The sequence below is a fragment of the Rhizobium sp. LjRoot30 genome, from assembly GCF_964253915.1.
Lineage (GTDB): Bacteria > Pseudomonadota > Alphaproteobacteria > Rhizobiales > Rhizobiaceae > Metarhizobium.
In genome coordinates this window covers 1-19629 of the sequence record NZ_CAXUSG020000003.1, presented here as the reverse complement: position 1 = coordinate 19629, position 19629 = coordinate 1, and the positions used below count along the sequence as shown (strand labels likewise).

At 61.7% G+C, this 19629-nt stretch carries 19 protein-coding genes; 15 read left to right on the top strand and 4 right to left on the bottom strand.

The genetic code is table 11. The features are described from left to right. Position 1: 1 nt before the first annotated feature. The 3 genes from mutT to ACSQ3I_RS07725 all read left to right on the top strand — a co-directional run bounded on the left by mutT (position 2) and on the right by ACSQ3I_RS07725 (position 1113). Positions 2-415: an 8-oxo-dGTP diphosphatase MutT gene (gene mutT, locus ACSQ3I_RS07735; protein WP_435998313.1), complete on the top strand. Its 414-nt coding sequence runs from the start codon at positions 2-4 to the stop codon at positions 413-415. Positions 416-512: 97 nt separating this feature from the next. After that, complete coding sequence (locus ACSQ3I_RS07730; protein ID WP_435997626.1) at positions 513-833, top strand: hypothetical protein; 321 nt, start codon at positions 513-515, stop codon at positions 831-833. 109 nt (positions 834-942) lie between these two features. After that, a complete protein-coding gene (locus ACSQ3I_RS07725; protein WP_435997625.1) occupies positions 943-1113 on the top strand; it encodes a Flp family type IVb pilin in 171 nt (56 codons plus the stop codon). 33 nt (positions 1114-1146) lie between these two features. Here the strand turns inward: ACSQ3I_RS07725 and ACSQ3I_RS07720 are convergent, their stop codons facing one another. Continuing rightward, a complete protein-coding gene (locus ACSQ3I_RS07720) occupies positions 1147-2028 on the bottom strand; it encodes a methyltransferase domain-containing protein (RefSeq protein ID WP_435997623.1) in 882 nt (293 codons plus the stop codon). A 48-nt stretch (positions 2029-2076) separates the two neighbouring features. On the opposite strand from ACSQ3I_RS07720, the gene ACSQ3I_RS07715 reads away from it, so the two are divergent. The 5 genes from ACSQ3I_RS07715 to ACSQ3I_RS07695 are packed head-to-tail and all read left to right on the top strand — an operon-like array spanning position 2077 to position 5035. Then, positions 2077-2868 (top strand): ComF family protein, encoded by a 792-nt coding sequence (locus ACSQ3I_RS07715; RefSeq protein WP_435997621.1) that lies wholly within the window; start codon positions 2077-2079, stop codon positions 2866-2868. A 47-nt stretch (positions 2869-2915) separates the two neighbouring features. Beyond that, positions 2916-3176, top strand: a complete 261-nt coding sequence (gene grxC / locus ACSQ3I_RS07710; protein ID WP_435997619.1) for a glutaredoxin 3 — start codon at positions 2916-2918, stop codon at positions 3174-3176. Between the two features lie 4 nt (positions 3177-3180). Next, complete coding sequence (locus ACSQ3I_RS07705) at positions 3181-4035, top strand: carbon-nitrogen hydrolase family protein (protein WP_435997617.1); 855 nt, start codon at positions 3181-3183, stop codon at positions 4033-4035. Continuing rightward, complete coding sequence (locus ACSQ3I_RS07700; protein WP_435997615.1) at positions 4032-4460, top strand: DUF1178 family protein; 429 nt, start codon at positions 4032-4034, stop codon at positions 4458-4460. Before ACSQ3I_RS07705 ends, ACSQ3I_RS07700 begins: the two co-directional genes overlap by 4 nt. A gap of 5 nt (positions 4461-4465) precedes the next feature. Continuing rightward, positions 4466-5035: a DUF3291 domain-containing protein gene (locus ACSQ3I_RS07695; RefSeq protein WP_435997614.1), complete on the top strand. Its 570-nt coding sequence runs from the start codon at positions 4466-4468 to the stop codon at positions 5033-5035. Between the two features lie 16 nt (positions 5036-5051). Here ACSQ3I_RS07695 and ubiG read toward each other — a convergent pair whose 3' ends face one another. Then, positions 5052-5795: a bifunctional 2-polyprenyl-6-hydroxyphenol methylase/3-demethylubiquinol 3-O-methyltransferase UbiG gene (gene ubiG / locus ACSQ3I_RS07690; protein ID WP_435997612.1), complete on the bottom strand. Its 744-nt coding sequence runs from the start codon at positions 5793-5795 to the stop codon at positions 5052-5054. A gap of 223 nt (positions 5796-6018) precedes the next feature. Between ubiG and ACSQ3I_RS07685 the strand changes: the two genes are divergently transcribed. Then, a complete protein-coding gene (locus ACSQ3I_RS07685) occupies positions 6019-6804 on the top strand; it encodes an SH3 domain-containing protein (RefSeq protein ID WP_435997610.1) in 786 nt (261 codons plus the stop codon). A gap of 266 nt (positions 6805-7070) precedes the next feature. On the opposite strand, the gene ACSQ3I_RS07680 is transcribed toward ACSQ3I_RS07685, so the two are convergent. Beyond that, positions 7071-7565, bottom strand: coding sequence for a hypothetical protein (locus ACSQ3I_RS07680; RefSeq protein WP_435997608.1), 495 nt, complete (start codon positions 7563-7565; stop codon positions 7071-7073). 194 nt (positions 7566-7759) lie between these two features. Here ACSQ3I_RS07680 and ACSQ3I_RS07675 point away from each other — a divergent pair, with 194 nt between their 5' ends. The 6 genes from ACSQ3I_RS07675 (at position 7760) to clpB (ending at position 17306) form a co-directional block, all read left to right on the top strand. Next, positions 7760-9034: an aspartate kinase gene (locus tag ACSQ3I_RS07675; RefSeq protein WP_435997606.1), complete on the top strand. Its 1275-nt coding sequence runs from the start codon at positions 7760-7762 to the stop codon at positions 9032-9034. An 87-nt stretch (positions 9035-9121) separates the two neighbouring features. Further along, positions 9122-11389 carry a phosphoenolpyruvate--protein phosphotransferase gene (gene ptsP, locus ACSQ3I_RS07670; RefSeq protein WP_435997604.1) on the top strand — a complete coding sequence of 756 codons (2268 nt, stop codon included), beginning with the start codon at positions 9122-9124 and terminating at the stop codon, positions 11387-11389. Positions 11390-11420: 31 nt separating this feature from the next. Further along, entirely contained in the window at positions 11421-12503 is a 1083-nt protein-coding gene (gene prfA / locus ACSQ3I_RS07665; RefSeq protein ID WP_435997602.1) for a peptide chain release factor 1, read from the top strand. After that, the gene (gene prmC, locus ACSQ3I_RS07660) at positions 12500-13378 is read left to right on the top strand and encodes a peptide chain release factor N(5)-glutamine methyltransferase (protein WP_435997600.1); all 879 of its coding nucleotides are present in this window, start codon (positions 12500-12502) and stop codon (positions 13376-13378) included. Before prfA ends, prmC begins: the two co-directional genes overlap by 4 nt. Positions 13379-13700: 322 nt before the next feature. Then, positions 13701-14468, top strand: a complete 768-nt coding sequence (locus ACSQ3I_RS07655) for a DUF4167 domain-containing protein (RefSeq protein WP_435997598.1) — start codon at positions 13701-13703, stop codon at positions 14466-14468. A 237-nt stretch (positions 14469-14705) separates the two neighbouring features. Then, positions 14706-17306 carry an ATP-dependent chaperone ClpB gene (gene clpB / locus ACSQ3I_RS07650; RefSeq protein WP_435997597.1) on the top strand — a complete coding sequence of 867 codons (2601 nt, stop codon included), beginning with the start codon at positions 14706-14708 and terminating at the stop codon, positions 17304-17306. Between the two features lie 82 nt (positions 17307-17388). Here the strand turns inward: clpB and ACSQ3I_RS07645 are convergent, their stop codons facing one another. Then, entirely contained in the window at positions 17389-19344 is a 1956-nt protein-coding gene (locus ACSQ3I_RS07645) for a M23 family metallopeptidase (protein ID WP_435997595.1), read from the bottom strand. Positions 19345-19629: the final 285 nt, after the last annotated feature.

Below are 19629 nucleotides of genomic sequence, written 5' to 3'. Positions count from 1 at the left end.
CGTGAGCGAGGCGGGAAAGAAGCTGGTTCTGGTCGTGGCCTGCGCACTGGTCGATGCCGACAATCGTATTCTTCTGGCACAGCGGCCGGAAGGAAAGTCGTTGGCCGGGCTCTGGGAATTTCCGGGCGGAAAGGTCGAGCCGGGGGAAACACCGGAGGAAGCGCTGATCCGCGAATTGCGCGAGGAACTGGGTGTCACGACCAAGGTCGCCTGCCTTGCGCCGCTGACCTTCGCCAGCCATACCTACAAGACGTTCCACCTGCTGATGCCGCTTTTCGTCTGCCGCCGGTACGAAGGCATTCCGCAGGGACTGGAAGGCCAGGTGGTCAAATGGGTGCGTCCGAACGCGCTTCGCGACTACCCGATGCCGCCCGCTGATGAGCCGCTGATCCCCATTCTTCAGGATTTGCTTTAATTCTCCTTCTCTTAGTGCTGTATTTAACAGATCGTTAAACAGGCTCTGGCATTTATCATCTTCAATCAAGCATGAAGATTGCGCCAAGAGGCTTGACATGATCGACGAGGATTTCTGGAAGACCGTCCAGGCAAAGGAACGGCAATCGCCTAAATCCCAGAAAAGTGGGGCATTGAACATCGCGCTGCTGTTTGGCACGGCGGTGATTGCGCTGACGCTTATCCTGACCCCGATGATGTCGAAATATGGCAGCCAGCGCCGTCTGGCGAGCATGCCTGACAACTACGACAACATCACCACCGGTTCGATCCAGCGGTCGGAAACGGGCAAGCGTTATACCGTTCGCCGCAGCGTGCTGCAGGAGACGCCAGGCTCCGTCTGCATCGTCGAGGGCTATGGTTCCGACAGCGGATGTTGACAAGCCGGCCTCCGGCGCTGGCGCGTCCGGGGACGGGAACCAATGAATCGATTCCTTGCACGGATCCGGCATCTTCCGGTCCGTGCATCTTAGCTTCCGGGAGTGGACGATGTTCCTGCGCAGGGTTTTCAAGCTGCTTCGAGACCGAAAGGGCACGACGCCGATCGAATACGGCCTCATTGCCGCGCTCGTCTCGATCGCCCTGCTGGTCTCCGTCGGTGGCTTTGCTAACGGCTTCAAGGACATCTATCTGATGCTGTCCAACACCATCGACAAGTAAGCTGTCGCCGCCGCGCAGCTTGCGCGGCCTCTCTCAATCCAGCTTGATTTCCTGAACTTTGAGCGCATCCGCCAGCCGTGCCTTGGCCGAACCCGGCTTCAAAGGCTTCTGCTGGCTGTCGTGCGGCGCCCAGCCCGAAACGTAGATGACCGAGAAGGTGGCGCGGATACGCCCATCCGGGTCGGAATAGCGTTCGGCGTAGAGTTCGGCCGCCCGCAGGAAGAAATTCCGGCCAAGCGGTTTGCGGCTGCGGCCGGTGAGCGGATTGGCCATGCCCATGGCGTGCAGGTCGCGCATCAGCGGAAACAGCGAGTCGTAGCGCACGGTGTAGTTTTCGGCATCGACGACCGGCAGGGCAAAACCTGCCCGCTGCAGCAGGCCGCCGACATCGCGGACATCGGCAAACGGGATGACGCGCGGGCTGGCGCCGCCCGTTCCTTCGGCCTCGGTCGAAAGCAGCACGTCGCGCAGCTCCTGCAGCGTGCCGCTGCCGGGAATGGCGGCGAGAAACAGGCCGTCCGGCTTCAGCGCCCGGCGGATCTGCACGAAGACGCCCGGCGTGTCGTTGGTCAGGTGCAGGCTCAGCGGCGAGACGACCAGATTGGTGCTCTCCGGCGCGAGCGGCAGCGTCTCCAGCGATGCTTCGACGACCGTGCGTCCGTCGTCGACATAGGCCGAGGGGAGTTCGATGCGGCTGACCGTATCCACCCGGCCGGTGGCAAGCGCGGCGCGGCCGGTTTCACCGGTTGCCCCGAACAGTTCGACGCCCGCCTCGAACCGCCGCTCGACGACGGAAAGCCGTGCGGCGATTTCTTCTGCGGCGATGTCGAGAAGGAAGGTCGCCTTCGGATCGAAATTCCGCAAGGCCCGGCGGCGGTTGGCGGCAACCAGCTGCTGATCGAACAAGATATCCATGCTTCGCCCCGTCGAGATCGAAAGGTGTTTTGTTGTCGCAAAGGCGCCATGAAGGCTCTATTGTCAACCTGCCGATTGCCGAAAGGGAGAGATGTGATCGGAGGGGCAATTTTCCTGCGGGCGCTCGGCGCCGTCGCCGATGTGTTCTATCCGCCCAGCTGCTCGGCCTGCGGCGCGGTGGCGGGCGACCACCGCGGCCTGTGTGGCGGTTGCTGGTCGCGGATACGTTTTATCGAGCGGCCCTATTGCGATGTGCTGGGCCTGCCTTTCTCGCACGATCTCGGCAGCGGCATCCTCAGTGCCGAGGCGATCGCCAATCCGCCGGTCTTCGATCGGCTGCGCTCCGTCGCGCTGCATGAAGGTATCGCCCGCGACCTCGTGCACGGCCTGAAATATCGCGACCGCACCGATCTCGCCCGGATGATGGCCGGGTGGATGTTTCGGGCCGGCGACGGCTTCGTCGAAAAGGCCGATGCAATCGTGCCGGTGCCGCTGCACCGCTTCCGCATGATGTCGCGCAAGTTCAACCAAGCGGCCGAGCTTTCCCGTCATCTCGCCCGGCTTGCCGACCGCCCCCTTCTGCCGGCGACGCTTTTGCGGGTGAAGCGCACCAGCCAGCAGGTCGGGCTGGGGCAGAAGGCTCGCGAGGAAAACGTTCGCAGTGCCTTCCGCATCGCCGAGGGCAAGCAATCCGATATCTTCGGACGGCGCATCGTTCTGATTGATGACGTCTATACGACGGGTGCGACCGTCTCTGCCGCGACTAAGGTCTTGAAGAAGGCCGGTGCCGCCGATGTCACGGTTTTGACCTTTGCAAGGGCCTTGTCCGGTCCTATATGACAAGGGAGTAAAAGCCGGTTCCGAAAGACGGCGAGACGGAGACAAGCATGGCTTCAGTGATCATTTATACCCGCCAGTTTTGCGGCTATTGCGCCCGGGCGAAAAGCCTGCTTCAGTCCAAGGGTGTGGATTTTGTCGAACACGATGCCACCTACGCTCCGGACCTGCGCCAGGAGATGATCGACAAGGCTGGCCGGTCGACCTTCCCGCAGATCTTCATCAATGGGGAGCATGTCGGCGGCTGCGACGATATCCACGCGCTCGACCGGGCCGGAAAGCTCGATCCGATGCTGGCGCAACAGGGATAAGACGATGACCTTCAAGGCTGCCGCGATACAGATGTGCTCCGGCGTCGATCCGGAAAAGAACGCCGCCGACATGGCGCGGCTGGTGCGCGAGGCCGCCGGGCATGGCGCCGTCTACATCCAGACGCCCGAAATGACCGGCGCCATCCAGAAGGATCGTGCCGGACTGCGCGCCGTGCTGAAGGACGAGGCGAACGACCTGATCGTCCGCCAGGCATCCGAATTGGCCGGCGAGTTGAAGGTTCATCTGCATATCGGTTCGACGGCGATTGCCCTCGATGACGGCAAGATCGCCAATCGCGGTTTCCTGTTCGGGCCGGATGGCGCCGTCATCTGCACCTACGACAAGATCCACATGTTCGACGTCGATCTCGACAATGGCGAGAGCTGGCGCGAGAGCGCCGTCTATCGTCCGGGGTCGCAGACGCGCGTCGCATCGCTGCCCTTTGCAGAGCTCGGCTTCACCATCTGCTACGATGTCCGGTTCCCGAGCCTCTTCCGCACCCAGGCGGTCAATGGCGCGCAGGTGATCTCGGTTCCGGCCGCTTTCACGCGCCAGACCGGCGAGGCGCATTGGGAAATCCTGCTGCGCGCCCGTGCCATCGAAAACGGCGTCTTCATCATCGCTGCCGCGCAAGCCGGCGTTCACGAGGATGGTCGCGAAACCTTCGGTCATTCGATGATCATCGATCCCTGGGGCCGTATCCTCGCATCCGCAGGCGGCACCGGCGAGGCGGTGATCCTCGCCGACATCGATGTCGCGGCCGTGCAGGCGGCGCATCAGAAGATCCCGAACCTCAAGAATGACCGCGAGTTCTCCCTCGACAAGGTGGAGGCGGTGGCGGGGGGCGTCGCCGCTTGATCCGCTATTCCCTCACCTGTGATTCCGCCCATGAGTTCGAAGGCTGGTTTTCGAAGAGCGAAGACTTCGACCGGCAGAAGCAAAGCGGCTTCCTGACCTGTCCCGTCTGCCAGTCGACGTCCATCTCGAAACTCTTGATGGCGCCGTCGGTCAGCACGGCGCGGCAGAAGGAAGCGACGCGGACGCTGGTGATGGACGCCATGCATCAGGAGGCGATGACCAAAATGCGTGAGGCGGTCGCGACCATCAAGGCGAACACCGAGGATGTCGGAACGCGTTTTCCCGAAGAGGCGCGCAAGATCCATTATGGCGAGGCGGATGCGCGCGGCATCATCGGTCAGGCGGCCCCGGAGGAGGCTCTGGCGCTGATCGAGGAAGGCATCGAGATCGCGCCGCTGCCGGTCTTGCCGGAAGACGTCAACTGACCCGGATGCGGTTGGCCATCTACAATTTCGGCCTGCATGTTGCCCCTTACGACTCCCGCGAAGTCGAGGGCTTTCGCCTGCGCGAGGCGGTAAATTTTACCGCGGCGGAGCGTGCTGATGGTTTTGTCGGCCGGTCGGGTTATGACGGTGAGCCGGGTCCGGCGTCCTGGGGCCAGCAGGTTTTTCCCCGTTTTATCGAGGGCAGCGGTTTTGAAACCGGCCCGTCCTCCCTTTCCTTGTGGCGCGACATCGAAGCGCTGATGGCGTTCTCTTATAGCGGCGTTCACGCCGACGCGCTGAAACACGCCCGCCACTGGAACGTCAAGCAGCAATGGCCGCCATTGGTGCTCTGGTGGGTGGAAGACGGTCGTCTGCCGGACTGGGCGGATGGGGTGGCGCGTCTGGAGCACCTGCACGATCACGGGCCGAAGCCCGCGGCGTTTCATTTCAAGCAGGCCTATGATCCGGCCGGTGCTGCCTATCTTGTCGACCGGGCCGTGGTCCGCACTCTCGTCGAGAAAAACGGCGCCGGGCAAGCGGACCTGCTGGCGAGCGTCAAAACCATGCCGGTGTGAGGCGGCGTGTCGGCGATCAGCCGCGCTTTGCCAGCAGCATGTAGTTCACATCCATGTCGGGCGACAGGTTCCACTGGTTCTGCAGCGGATTGAAGAACACGCCGGTGCGATGGATGATCTCCATGCCGGATGCGGCAAGCGGCTTTTCCAGCTCTTCCGGCCGAACCAGCTTCTCATACTGGTGCGTGCCGCGGGGCAACCAGCGCAAGATGTTTTCGGCGGCGAAGATGGCGAGTGCCGCCGCCTTCATGGTGCGGTTGATGGTGGCGACGAACATCAGGCCGCCGGGACGGACCATCTGCGCGCAGGTCGACATGAACAGGTCGACATCGGCGACATGCTCGACCACTTCCATGTTCAGCACGATATCGAACGTCTCTCCGGCATTGGCAAGATCTTCGGCGGTGACGGCGCGGTAATCGACGGCCACGCCGGTCTGCGCTGCATGCGCGGACGCGATGCCGATGTTCTTTTCCGAGGGGTCGGCACCGACGACGGAGGCGCCCATGCGGGCGATCGGCTCCGACAGCAGGCCGCCGCCGCAGCCGATATCCAGCACCCGCAAGCCTTCGAGCGGCTTTGCGCTTCTCGGGTCGCGGCCGAAATTCTCGGCCACCCGGTCACGGATATAGGCCAGGCGAACGGGGTTGAACTTGTGAAGCGGCTTAAATTTGCCGGTGGGGCTCCACCATTCCGCCGCCATGGCGGAAAAGCGGTCGACTTCCGTCTGGTCGATCGTGGTGCGTGCAGCGTCCGTCATCTTCGGCTCCTTGAAGCGTGATGGAAGTGAAGTCGGACGATCCCTCCCGTAAGTCAAGGTCTGCTGTTGTCGCTGTGCGTTTTTCCGGCTCGGCCAGATAATGCGAAAATGGTTGGCGATCTTAAAAAAGCCAAACCCTGCATTATTTGCTAACGGCAACAGTGGCGACGCCCAGGCCCCGGAATCTCCCGGGTTGCGTGGCTGTCGAGCGGGAGAAATATCGGTGAAATATCTTGTAAAAAGCGTTCTTGCTGCCTGCGCCCTTCTGGCCTTGCCGGCGCTCGCGGCGGCGGCGGACGGTTTTGCCACCTCCAACGTCAATATGCGTTCCGGCCCGAGCACGCGGTATCCGGCCGTCATCGTCATCCCGGCCGGTGCGCCGGTGACGATCTACGGCTGCCTTGAGGAAGCGCCGTGGTGCGATGTCTCGTATGGTCGCGTCCGCGGCTGGGTCGCCGGCCGTTATGTCCAGGCCGTCTATCGCCAGAACCGCGTCTATGTCGAACCGGAATATTATCGTCCGCTCGGTATTCCGACGATCACCTTCGACATCGATACCTATTGGGACCGCAACTACCGCCGTCGCGATTTTTATCGCGAGCGCGACCGTTGGCGTGACGAGCGGCCGTCGATCACACGGCCCTGGGAGAATGAAACCCGGCGGGACCGTCGTCGCGACAACGACTGGGATAACAACGACGGCGGCTGGCGTGACAACAACCGCTGGGACCGGCGCAACAACGACGAGTTCGGCAACGAGCGCAATGATCGCGATCGCAACAGGGATCGGGACAGGAACCGCGATCGCGACAGAAATCGCAACGACGACAATGGCGACGTGCGCATCGACAATGGTGACCGGACCAACAATAACAACAATTTCCGCAACCCCGACCGCGTTCGAAATGCTGACGACGGCAATGTCGGTGAAGCGATGGGCGGCCGTGAAGCCCGGCCGCGGGTGAGGATCGAAGGAAATTGCGTGCCCGGACAGGACGGCTGCAACTAAAGCGTGTCGCGCAAAAGTGTGCAGCGGTTTTGCGAAAACGGCATGCGAAAATAAGGAGCTAAAGCGTGAGAGCGAATCTGAAAGATCGCGACACGCTTTAGAGTAATTCCAGCAAAAGTGCGGAGCGGTTTTGCGTCCGCAATTGCGTAGAAACAAAAGGATAGAGCGTTTTCGCGTTTCCGAGAAAGGCGGAAACGCTCTAACCAGCCTCGCTTCGGAAATTGCGAACGAGCGTGAAGGGCGGGGATAACGATCCTCGCCCTTTCCTATTTCGGTTTGCCATCCTCATCGACCAGCCCGTGCTGGCGATAGAGTTCCATCTCGTCGCCGGCGATGAATGCAAAAATCTTGGCGCCGTCCGTGCGGCGCTGCGTCAGGTAGACGACCGAAAAGGGGATGGACAATTGCTCTCCGCCGGGACGCCGGTACTCTGCGGTGTAAAAGACCTCGATCCGGTCGTGGTCATGGTGCAGGGGCTGGACGGTCACCCTTTCGACACGCATCGCCGTCGTGCCGATCGCCTTGTAGAAGGCATATCCCTCATCAAGCATCCGCCCGAAATTGTCGTCGTTGGTGCCGGCCTCCACCGTGCCGTGGAAGGAGAGGCCGAGGAAGTGCTCGGCGAAGAACGAACGCAGCGTCGGGATGTGCGCCCGATCGGCCAGCGACTGCTCGAAAACCTTTGCATACCGTTTGAAAAAATCGGCGTAATCGAAACTCTGGGCCGGGCGATCCTTCGTCCTGAACTGACTGACAGGCATCTTGCGTCCTCCGTTTTGTCCATCATAACACGGATCGCCCCCGTTTGGTTTCCGGGAGTACCGCTTTGCCCGGCTTGCCCATTGCACGCCTGCCGGCTTTTCGCTAAGAGACGCCGCATTATGCCGCTCAGGGGGACCGGGCGGTTTCTTCGGCCGGGCGCCAGCGAGCGCCGTCACGCATCTGGAATGATCGAATGGCACGCATCGTGATGAAATTCGGCGGCACGTCCGTCGCGGATCTTGACCGTATTCACAACGTTGCCCGCCATGTGAAACGTGAAGTCGATGCTGGCCACGAGGTGGCCGTGGTGGTTTCCGCCATGTCAGGCAAGACCAACGAACTGGTTGCCTGGGTCCAGAACATGCCGAAGGTGTCGGGCGGCAACGCCCCCTTCTACGATGCGCGCGAATACGACGCCATCGTCGCTTCCGGCGAGCAGGTGACGTCGGGCCTGCTGGCGATCGCGCTGCAGTCGATCGGCATCAACGCCCGCTCCTGGCAGGGCTGGCAGATTCCGATCCGCACCGACAACGCCCATGGCGCCGCGCGCATCCTTGAAATCGAGGGCGAAGACATCATTCGCCGCATGGGTGAAGGCCAGGTTGCCGTTATTGCCGGCTTCCAGGGGCTAGGCCCGGACAACCGCATCGCCACGCTCGGCCGCGGCGGCTCCGACACCTCGGCCGTGGCGATTGCCGCCGCCGTCAAGGCGGATCGTTGCGACATCTATACCGACGTCGACGGCGTCTACACCACCGATCCGCGCATCGAGCCGAAGGCGCGCCGCATGAAGAAGATCGCCTTCGAGGAAATGCTCGAAATGGCGTCGCTCGGCGCCAAGGTGCTGCAGGTCCGCTCCGTCGAGCTTGCCATGGTGTTCAAGGTCCGCACCTTCGTGCGCTCCAGTTTCGTAGACCCCGATGCGCCGGGCATGGGTGATTTCGACAATCCGCCCGGTACGCTGATTTGTGACGAGGAAGAGATCGTGGAACAGGAAGTTGTCACCGGCATCGCCTATGCCAAGGATGAGGCCCAGATTTCGCTGCGGCGCCTTGCCGACCGGCCGGGCGTTTCCGCCGCGATCTTCGGCCCGCTGGCCGAAAGCCATATCAACGTCGACATGATCGTGCAGAACATTTCCGAAGACGGTTCGCGCACGGACATGACGTTCACGGTGCCTTCGGGCGACCTGGAAAAGGCAAGCAAGGTTCTCTCCGAAAACAAGGAGAAGATCGGTTACGACGTCATCCAGAGCGAATCAGGCCTGGTGAAGGTTTCGGTCATCGGCATCGGCATGCGTTCGCACGCCGGCGTTGCGGCGACCGCTTTCCGCGCACTTGCTGAAAAAGGCATCAACATCAAGGCGATCACGACGTCGGAAATCAAGATTTCCATCCTTATCGACGGCGCCTATGCCGAACTTGCTGTTCGGACTTTGCATTCCTGCTACGGTCTCGATAAGAGTTGATCGTAAGCCTGTTTTGACATCCGGGGTGTTTTTGCACCCGGTTGCCATGGGCGGGTTGGAAGCATTGTTTTCGGGAGCATGCACGCGATGAGAGACCTGTCCGCAGGTCCACGCGTCCTCCTCAAGCGGTTGCGCGAGCTGATGGCGGAACCGCTTGGGCCTCAGGAGCGTCTGGACCAGATTGTTCGCCATATTGCGCAGAACATGGTTGCGGAAGTGTGCTCCGTCTATGTGTTGCGCGCCGACGGCGTTCTCGAACTCTACGCCACCGAAGGCCTCAACAAGGATGCCGTCCACCTGGCGCAGCTGAAGATGGGGCAGGGCCTCGTCGGCACCATCGCCGCCAGCGCCCAGCCGCTCAATCTTTCCGACGCCCAGGCGCACCCCGCCTTCCGCTACCTGCCTGAAACCGGCGAAGAAATTTATCATTCCTTCCTCGGCGTGCCGATTTTGCGCGCCGGCCGCACTCTTGGCGTTCTCGTCGTCCAGAACAAGGCGCAACGGAACTACCGGGAGGAAGAAGCAGAGGCGATGGAAACCACCGCCATGCTGCTGGCGGAAATGATTGCAACCGGCGAATTGAAGAAGATCACCCGCCCGGGGCTGGAGCTCGACCTCACCCGGCCGGTGACGATCGAGGGCGACAGCTACAGCGAAGGCATCGGGCTCGGCTACGTCGTGCTGCACGAGCCGCGCATCGTTGTCACCAACCTGCTGAACGACGATACCGAGAAAGAAATCAACCGGCTTGCCGATGCGCTCGGCTCGCTGCGCATTTCGATCGACGACATGCTGTCGCGTCGTGAAGTGTCGATGGAAGGCGAGCACCGCGAGGTTCTGGAAACCTACCGCATGTTCGCGCATGACCGCGGCTGGGTGCGCAAGCTGGAAGAGGCGATCCGCAACGGCCTGACGGCGGAAGCGGCGGTCGAGAAGGTGCAGAGCGACACCAAGGCGCGGATGATGCGGCTGACCGATCCCTATCTGCGGGAACGGATGCACGATCTCGAAGACCTCGCCAACCGGCTACTGCGGCAGCTGACCGGTTTTGGCCCGGGAACGATGGGCAATGGTTTTCCGCAGGATGCCATCATTCTTGCGCGCGCCATGGGCGCTGCCGAACTGCTCGATTATCCGCGGCAGAACCTGCGCGGCCTCGTGCTGGAAGAAGGCGCGGTCACCAGCCATGTCGTTATCGTTGCCCGCGCCATGGGCATTCCGGTCGTCGGCCAAGCCGCCGGCATCGTGGCGCTGGCCGAAAACGGCGATGCACTGATCATCGATGGCGACGAGGGGACGGCCCATCTGCGCCCGCCCGCCGATCTGCAAAAGGCGTACGAAGAGAAGGTGCGGCTGCGCGCCCGCCGGCAGGAACAGTTCCGCGCCTTGCGCGATGTCGAGCCGATGACCCGCGACGGCAAGCTCATCAATCTTCAGATGAATGCCGGCCTGCTGGTCGATCTGCCGCAGCTGTTCGAATCAGGCGCAACCGGTATCGGCCTGTTCCGCACCGAACTGCAGTTCATGATTGCCTCCAATATGCCGAAGGCGGAGGAGCAGGAAGATTTCTATCGCAACGTCCTGAAACAGGCCGCCGGCCGGCCGGTGACCTTCCGCACGCTGGATATCGGCGGCGACAAGGTGCTCTCCTATTTTCGGGCACATGAAGAAGAAAACCCGGCGCTGGGCTGGCGGGCGATCCGGCTCGCACTCGACCGGCCGGGCCTGCTACGCACCCAGCTTCGTGCCCTGCTGCGGGCGTCGAGCGGTGCCGAGCTGAAAATGATGATCCCGATGGTCACCGAGGTCTCGGAGATCCGGGCGGTGCGCGAACTGTTCCAGAAGGAAGTGCAGCATCTGTCGAAATTCGGTTACCAGCTGCCGCGTAAACTGCAGTTCGGCGCCATGCTGGAAGTGCCGGCGCTGCTCTGGCAACTCGACGAATTGATGGACGAGGTCGATTTCGTCTCCGTCGGTTCCAACGACCTCTTCCAGTTCTCGATGGCGGTGGATCGCGGCAATGCGCGCGTATCCGATCGTTTCGACGTGCTCGGTCGACCCTTCCTGCGTATCCTGCGCGACATCGTACGGGCGGCGGAACGCAACGAGACGCCGGTGACCCTGTGCGGCGAGATGGCCGGCAAACCGTTATCGGCGATGGCGCTTCTGGGGATCGGCTTCCGTTCCGTGTCGATGTCGCCAACGGCCATCGGGCCGGTGAAGGCAATGCTGCTGGGGCTCGATGTGGGGGCGCTTGCCGACGTGCTGAATGCCGCGCTCGACGAGCGCAAGCCGGGGGCTCCGATCCGGGAAATCCTGGCGCAGTTCGCCGAAACGCACAATATTCCGTTGTAAAAGACGACAAGAACAAAATCCGGAGTGAAGATTGGCTCAGCTTCCTGTTGAAAAGATGCGCGAACTGGAGCGCCGGTTCGGCGAGATCGAGGCGCGTATGTCAGCGGGACCTCCTGCCGACGTCTATGTGAAGCTCGCTTCGGAATATTCCGAGCTGCAGCCGGTGGTCGGCAAGATTCGCGAATACCAGAAGGCGCAGGCGGAAGCTGCGGACCTCGAGGCGATGCTTGCCGACAAATCGGTGGACCGGGAGATGCGCGATCTCGCCGAAATGGAGCTGCCCGACGTCAAGGAGCGGCTGGAAGCGCTGGGCAAGGATATGCAGATCCTGCTTCTGCCGAAGGATGCCGCCGACGAAAAGAGCGCCATCCTGGAAATCCGGGCAGGGACCGGCGGATCAGAAGCGGCCTTGTTTGCCGGCGATCTCTTTCGCATGTACGAGCGTTTTGCCGCCACCCACAGCTGGAAGGTGGAAGTGCTGTCTGCCAGCGAAGGCGATGCTGGCGGTTTCAAGGAAATCATCGCGACGATCAGCGGCAGGGGCGTTTTCTCGCGGCTGAAATTCGAATCGGGCGTGCACCGGGTCCAGCGGGTTCCGGAAACGGAAGCAAGCGGGCGGATTCACACCTCTGCGGCGACCGTTGCCGTCCTACCTGAGGCCGAAGAGATCGATATCGAAATTCGGCCGGAAGACATCCGCATCGATACGATGCGCTCCTCCGGCGCCGGTGGCCAGCACGTCAACACCACCGATTCGGCGGTGCGAATCACGCACTTGCCGACCGGCCTCGTGGTCACGAGTTCCGAAAAGAGCCAGCACCAGAACCGCGCCAAGGCGATGCAGGTCTTGCGCGCCCGGCTCTACGATGCGGAACGGCAGCGCAGCGACAGCGAGCGTTCGGCCGAGCGCAAGAGCCAGGTCGGTTCCGGTGATCGCTCGGAGCGTATCCGCACCTACAATTTCCCGCAGGGCCGCGTGACCGACCACCGCATCAACCTGACCCTCTACAAGCTCGACCGCATGATGATGGGCGAGATCGAGGAGGTGGTGGATGCGCTGCTGGCCGATTATCAGGCCGGACAACTGGCGCAACTGGGCGAGCAGCAATTGTGACGGTGCAAGGCGCGACACTGGGAGAATGGGTCGCGACGGCGAAAACACGGTTTGCCGCGGCGGGCCTGCCGGATGCGGCGATCGAGGCGCGGCTTCTTCTCGGTGGTCTGCTTGGTCTGTCGAGCACCGAGGTTTTTATCGGCGGCGACCGGCTGCTGAGCGAGGCCGAGCGGCAGGTTGTCGAAGCTGCGATCGAACGGCGGTTGAAGCGGGAACCGGTGCACCGGATCCTCGGGCATCGGGAGTTTTTCGGGCTCGATCTCCGGCTGTCCCGCGAAACGCTGGAACCGCGCCCCGACACCGAGATTCTCGTCGAAAAATTGCTTGTTCGACTGCGGCGGATTGTCGCGGAAAAGGGTGCGGCGCGTGTCCTCGACCTTGGCGTGGGAACGGGAGCGATCGGGCTCGCTTTGCTGAAGGAATGTCCGCAGGCCGTGTGTCTCGGCAGTGATATCTCGGAAGACGCCCTTGCAACGGCAGCGGCAAACGCCCATCTCAACGGAGTGGCAGAGCGCTACCGGACAGTCAGAAGCGACTGGTTTGCCGAAATCGACGGAAAATTCGACGTTATCGTCTCAAATCCGCCCTATATCGCCAGTAGCGTCATAACCGAGCTTGATCCTGAGGTCAGGGATTTCGATCCCTTGGCTGCATTGGATGGCGGTGAGGATGGGCTGGATGCCTATCGTGCCATCGCCGCGGATGCCGGATCCTTCCTCGTCCCGGATGGTTTTGTGGGGGTCGAAATCGGTTTCGACCAGAAACAGGCCGTGACGGCTCTTTTTACGCAAAAGGGTTTCCTGCTTGCCGAATCGGCACAGGATTACGGACATAATGATCGTGTCCTTGTGTTTGCTTGCAACAATACGAAATAAAATGCTGCAGGAGCACAGCTAAATTTGGCGGAGCAAAGAGAAAGGGCTTGGATTTCCTCGGGAAGCGGGCTAGTTTGCCCTCACGCATCGGGTGGCCGGGAAGAACGTGGATTCGTTCCAGGCGGATCGGCCTCAAGTTATCTCCTTGAAAAGAGTTCGAGGGTTGACGATTTTCTGATGCGTGAATCAGTTAATTTGACTTCACCAGCGCAGAACGATGCTAGGTCGTCGTCTGCCATCGGCATATATGGCTTTGATCCATGCGGGATCCGGCACTGATGCCATTTTACCATCACACAAGCGAAATTCAGGTGAGCGATCGATGAGGCCAGGACAGCAGAACAAGCGCGGTCGAGGGCGTGGCAATAACAACAACAATGGTGGCGGCGGTAACAACAACAATTTCAACCGCAAGGGTTCCAACCCGCTGACCAGGACGTATGACAGCTCCGGCCCTGACGTGAAGATCCGCGGTACTGCTCAGCATATCGCCGAAAAATATTCGGCCCTGGCGCGTGACGCGCAGAGCGCCGGCGACCGCGTCATGGCGGAAAACTATCTGCAGCACGCCGAACACTACAACCGGATCATCGCTGCCGCGCAGTCGCAGATGCAGGAACGTTTCCAGCGCGACGACCGCAGCGATTACAATGATCGCGATGGCGACGACATGGATGTCAATGCCGGCGATATGGACGAGGTCGCCGCTGCTCCCGCGCCGGTGCAGCAGGAAGCCGCCAGCCAGCCGGTCGTGGTTCAGCAGTCGCCCGCGCCGCAGCAGCATCGCCAGCCCCGCCGCCAGCAGGAGCGCCAGCCGCCCGCAGCGCAGCCGGCCCCGGTCGCCTCTGTTGCAGAGCAGCCGGTCATCAGCGGCTCAGGTCCGCAGCCGGTGATCGAAGGCACGCCCGTGGAAGTCGCCATCGAAGCGGAAACCGCCGCCGAGGCCGCCGCACCGCGTGAAAAGACCCCGCGTCGCCGCACCGGTGCAGCCACCCGCCCCCGCCGTCAGCCGCGCCGTGGCGCGGAAGAGGGCGCCGAAGGCGAGGCTGCTTCCGAAGCGCCGGCCCTCGAAGCAGCCGCTTCCGAATGACGGCGTGCCGCACCGTGCGGCAGCCTGCATCGCCTACAATTGACCAAAATCAAAACCCCGGCCCGTCCGGGGTTTTTTGCTGCAACGGCCTCTTTAAATTGCCGATTTGCGCGACCATATCTCCCCTGAAGGCAAGCCGGCCAAACCGGTTCGCCAAGAAGGTTCGCCATAACGGGGACCTATCCTGTCACGTCGCTTCGTGCCTTTTCGGGCGGAGCGATCTTATGGAGGTAGAGAATGAACATTGAAAAATACTCCGAGCGGGTGCGCGGTTTCCTGCAGTCCGCCCAGACCCATGCGCTTGCCGAAGGCCATCAGCAGTTCACGCCCGAACATGTGCTGAAGGTTTTGCTCGATGACGACCAGGGCATGGCGTCCTCGCTGATCGAACGTGCCGGCGGCAATGCCAAGGAAGCCCGGCTTGCCAACGATGCCGCCCTTTCCAAGCTGCCGAAAGTTTCCGGTGGCAACGGTTCCGTCTATCTGTCGCCGCCGCTCGCCAAGGTATTCACCACGGCGGAAGATGCGGCCAAAAAGGCCGGCGACAGTTTTGTCACCGTCGAGCGGCTGCTTCTGGCGCTGGCAATCGAATCATCCGCTTCGACGTCGGCCAGCCTGAAGAAGGCCGGCGTCACGGCTGCTTCGCTCAACCAGGTGATCAACGACATCCGCAAGGGCCGCACCGCCGACAGCGCCAATGCCGAACAGGGTTTTGACGCGCTGAAGAAGTATGCCCGCGACCTCACGGCCGAAGCCCGCGAAGGCCGGCTCGATCCGGTTATCGGCCGTGACGACGAAATCCGTCGTACCATCCAGGTTCTTTCCCGCCGCACCAAGAACAACCCGGTGCTGATCGGCGAACCCGGCGTTGGCAAGACGGCGATCGCCGAAGGCCTGGCGCTGCGCATCGTCAACGGTGACGTTCCGGAATCGCTGAAGGACAAGAAGCTGATGGCGCTCGATATGGGTGCCTTGATTGCCGGCGCGAAATTCCGCGGTGAATTCGAAGAGCGCCTGAAGGCCGTTCTCAACGAAGTGCAGGCGGAAAACGGCGAAATCATCCTGTTCATCGACGAGATGCACACGCTGGTCGGTGCCGGCAAGGCCGATGGCGCCATGGACGCTTCGAACCTGCTGAAGCCGGCGCTTGCCCGCGGTGAACTCCATTGCGTCGGCGCCACTACACTCGACGAATATCGCAAGCATGTGGAAAAGGATCCGGCACTCGCTCGTCGTTTCCAGCCGGTGGTCGTCGACGAGCCGACCGTCGAGGATACGATCTCGATTCTCCGCGGCCTCAAGGAAAAATACGAGCAGCATCACAAAGTGCGGATCGCCGATTCGTCCCTGGTTGCCGCTGCGACCTTGTCGAACCGCTACATCACCGACCGTTTCCTGCCTGACAAGGCCATCGACCTGATGGACGAAGCGGCGGCCCGCCTGCGCATGCAGGTCGATTCCAAGCCGGAAGAACTCGACGAACTCGATCGCCGTATCATCCAGCTCAAGATCGAGCGCGAAGCACTGAAGAAGGAGTCCGACCAGGCATCCGTCGACCGTCTCGGCCGATTGGAAACCGACCTTGCCTCGCTGGAAGAGCAGGCCGATGCCCTGACCGCTCGCTGGCAGTCGGAAAAGCAGAAGCTCGGTCTGGCGGCCGAATTGAAGGGCCGTCTCGACGAAGCGCGCAACGATCTTGCCATTGCCCAGCGCAAGGGTGAGTTCCAGCGCGCCGGTGAGCTTGCCTACGGCATCATTCCCGGTCTCGAAAAGCAGCTTGCCGCTGCCGAGGAGCAGGATAGCAGTACCGGCGGCATGGTGCAGGAGGTTGTCACCCCCGACAACATCGCCCATATCGTCTCGCGCTGGACCGGCATTCCCGTCGACAAGATGCTCGAGGGCGAACGCGAAAAGCTGTTGCGCATGGAAGACGAACTGGCAAAGTCCGTCGTCGGTCAGGGCGATGCGGTCCAGGCCGTGTCGCGCGCGGTGCGCCGCGCGCGCGCCGGACTGCAGGATCCGAACCGGCCGATCGGCTCGTTCATCTTCCTCGGCCCGACCGGCGTCGGCAAGACCGAGCTGACCAAGGCGCTTGCCCGCTTCCTCTTCGACGACGAGACGGCGCTGGTGCGTATGGACATGTCGGAATACATGGAGAAACACTCCGTATCCCGCCTGATCGGCGCGCCTCCGGGTTATGTCGGCTATGATGAAGGTGGTGCCTTGACGGAAGCCGTTCGCCGCCGGCCCTACCAGGTCGTGCTGTTCGACGAGATCGAGAAGGCGCATCCGGATGTCTTCAACGTGCTGCTGCAGGTGCTCGACGACGGCCGCCTGACCGATGGGCAGGGTCGCACGGTCGACTTCAAGAACACGATGATCATCATGACATCGAACCTCGGTGCCGAATACCTTACCAATCTCGGCGAGGACGAGGATAGCGAGGCTGTGCGCGAGCCGGTGATGAACGTGGTGAAGGCCGCCTTCCGTCCGGAATTCCTCAACCGCGTCGATGAGATCATCCTGTTCCATCGGCTGCGCCGCAAGGAAATGGGTGCGATCGTCGAAATCCAGCTCAAGCGTCTCGCCGAACTGCTGGTCGAGCGCAAGATCACGCTCGATCTGGATGAGGATGCGCGTGTCTGGCTCGCCGACAAGGGCTACGATCCGGTCTACGGCGCCCGTCCGCTGAAGCGGGTGATCCAGAAATACGTCCAGGATCCGCTGGCCGAGAAGATTCTTGGCGGGGAAATCCCGGATGGTGTGCGGGTTCACATCACCTCTGGCTCCGACCGTCTGCTGTTTTCAGTCCGGCCGGCCGTGAGCAAGGCCGCCTGAGGCACAAATTCCGGCGACGAAAAACGAATGGCGGCTCTCGGGCCGCCATTTTTGTGTTGTGCCTTGCAACTGGTTTGTCCGATCAACGGCTGGCGACCTGCTTGGCCTTGTCTTCGGTTCCGAGCAGCGTATCGATGCGTTTGCGCTCGACTTCGAATTTCGCCAGCGTTTCCCCGTCCAGCGATTTGCCGCCGGGCAATCGCACGCGCAACGGATCGACCTTGGTGCCGTTGACGATCAGTTCGTAGTGAAGATGCGGGCCGGTCGAAAGCCCTGTCGTACCCACCCAGCCGATCACCTGGCCCTGGGTTACCTTGGCGCCTTCCCGGACGCTTTTGGCGATGGCGCTCTGGTGATTATAGGAAGAAACATAACCGTTGGCATGCCGGATCAGGGTCTGGTTGCCGTAGCCGCCGGAATCCCAGCCGGCCTTTTCCACCACGCCGTTGCCGGCGGCGATGATCGGCGTGCCGCGCGGTGCCGCCCAGTCCGTGCCGGTATGCATGCGCGAATAACCGAGGATCGGATGCCGGCGCATGCCGAAACCCGATTTGAACACGCCGTTCGGCACCGGGTTGCGCAGTAGGAATTGGCGGATGCTCTTGCCGTTTTCGTCGAAGTAATCGATCGACATGTCTTCGGGGTTCTGGAAACGGTAGAAGCGTGTCTGCGTGTCGCCGAATTGGGCGTTGACATAGAGAAGTTCGGAATCGGCAGTCGCCTGTCCGCTTTCATCGGCGACCGAGAAGAACGCCTCGAGCGAATCCGTCGGCTTCAGCTGTGCCTGGAAGTCGACATTGCTGGCGAGCAGCTTGATGACAAGCGCCGTCATGTCCTGGTTCATGCCGTAAGATAGCGCGGCGCGATAGATGCCGTCATAAACACGCGGCAGGTCGCGGTTGGCGACAGTCTGCGCCGGCCGGCCATCGAAGGCGGTGGCAATCGCATCCAGCATCGGCGGTTCGGTGCCGCGCACGAAGCTGCCCTTGTCGTTGAGGGCAACGGTCAGGACATGGTGGCCGCGGCGATAGACGCTGGCGCGAACAATCTTGGCCTTTTCGCCTTTCTGGATGATGCCGATGCGCAGGACATCGCCTTCCAGAAGTTTCGGTTCCTCAAGCAGCGGCTCGGCGTAGGACTGCACATCTTCCGCTTCGGCTTTGGAATAACCGGAATCGGCCATCGCCTGGGCGATCTTGGTCTCGCGGCTGACCGGAATGATGTCGTCGGCAAATTCCGGCGTTTCCGGCGTGATCGACTGCGGTGCTGCAACCGACATGTTCTCTTCGAGAATACGGGCGGATGCCAGGCCCTCGGTCAGGTCGACATCGTTCTCGTCGGCGGCAAAACGCCGGGGGTCGACATAATAGAGGGCCGCAAGCTGCGAATTGCCGTCCGTCAGGACCGAACCGTTCGACCGGACATTTTCCTCCACCTCTTCCAGCGACATCGAAGGCGCGTAGGTGAAAGGTGAGCTGCGGGTCGGGAAGGCAATGGTCTTCAGGCTGACTTCGGATTCCACGTCCGATCCGTAGATGACGCCGGCGCGGGCTGCGACGACGGGTATCTTGTCGTCGGTGGAAAAGATCGTCAGCGGGTCGAAGGCCGGATAATCCTCGCTGGTGATGTGGCTGGCAGCCAGTGCCATTTTCACATGCGCGAAAGGACGCCGGCGCACGACTTCTTTTTCACCCTCGTGGACAACGGTGGAGACATCCATGATCTGGCGGTCGACGGGCTTGGCGGCGATCGCCGTGGCAAACAGCCGGCTGCCGCGCTTGACGTTGTTTTCAGCCGTGCCCGCCGCGCTGTCGATATCGGTGGTCGCAAAGGCTTCCGCCGGGATCGCCAGTTGCTGGCGGCCGTCAAGAGCGGCAAACAGCGCAACGCCCATCAGGATGCTGGATGTAATGCCTGTCAGAAAGGTGCCGGAAAGCCAGCGCAGGGAAATCTCGCGCCGATCGGGCACACGGCGGCCGTCCGCCAGAATTGGCGGCTCGTTGCCCAGGGAGCGGAGCATATTCTTGTCCGATACCATGCCGACCCTGTGTCTTTCCCCGTTATTCCACGTTCGTATCTTTGTTACGGCCAGAAGTGCATATTTCCAACGGGCGAGTCAAATCCTCCGACTGCCCGTCACGATGCGTGATCGCAGGCCAAATCACCAAAGGCCGCGCAAGACTTCTGCGTAGAACAGCGAATTGTGAATTTGTCAGGGCGATCCCCGTTTATCCCCATTGTGCATGTGATGCTTGTCCGGATCTGGCCTTTTGGGTGACTGCGGTACGGAAAAAGGGAATGTCGGTAAGAGGGGCGCCCGCCC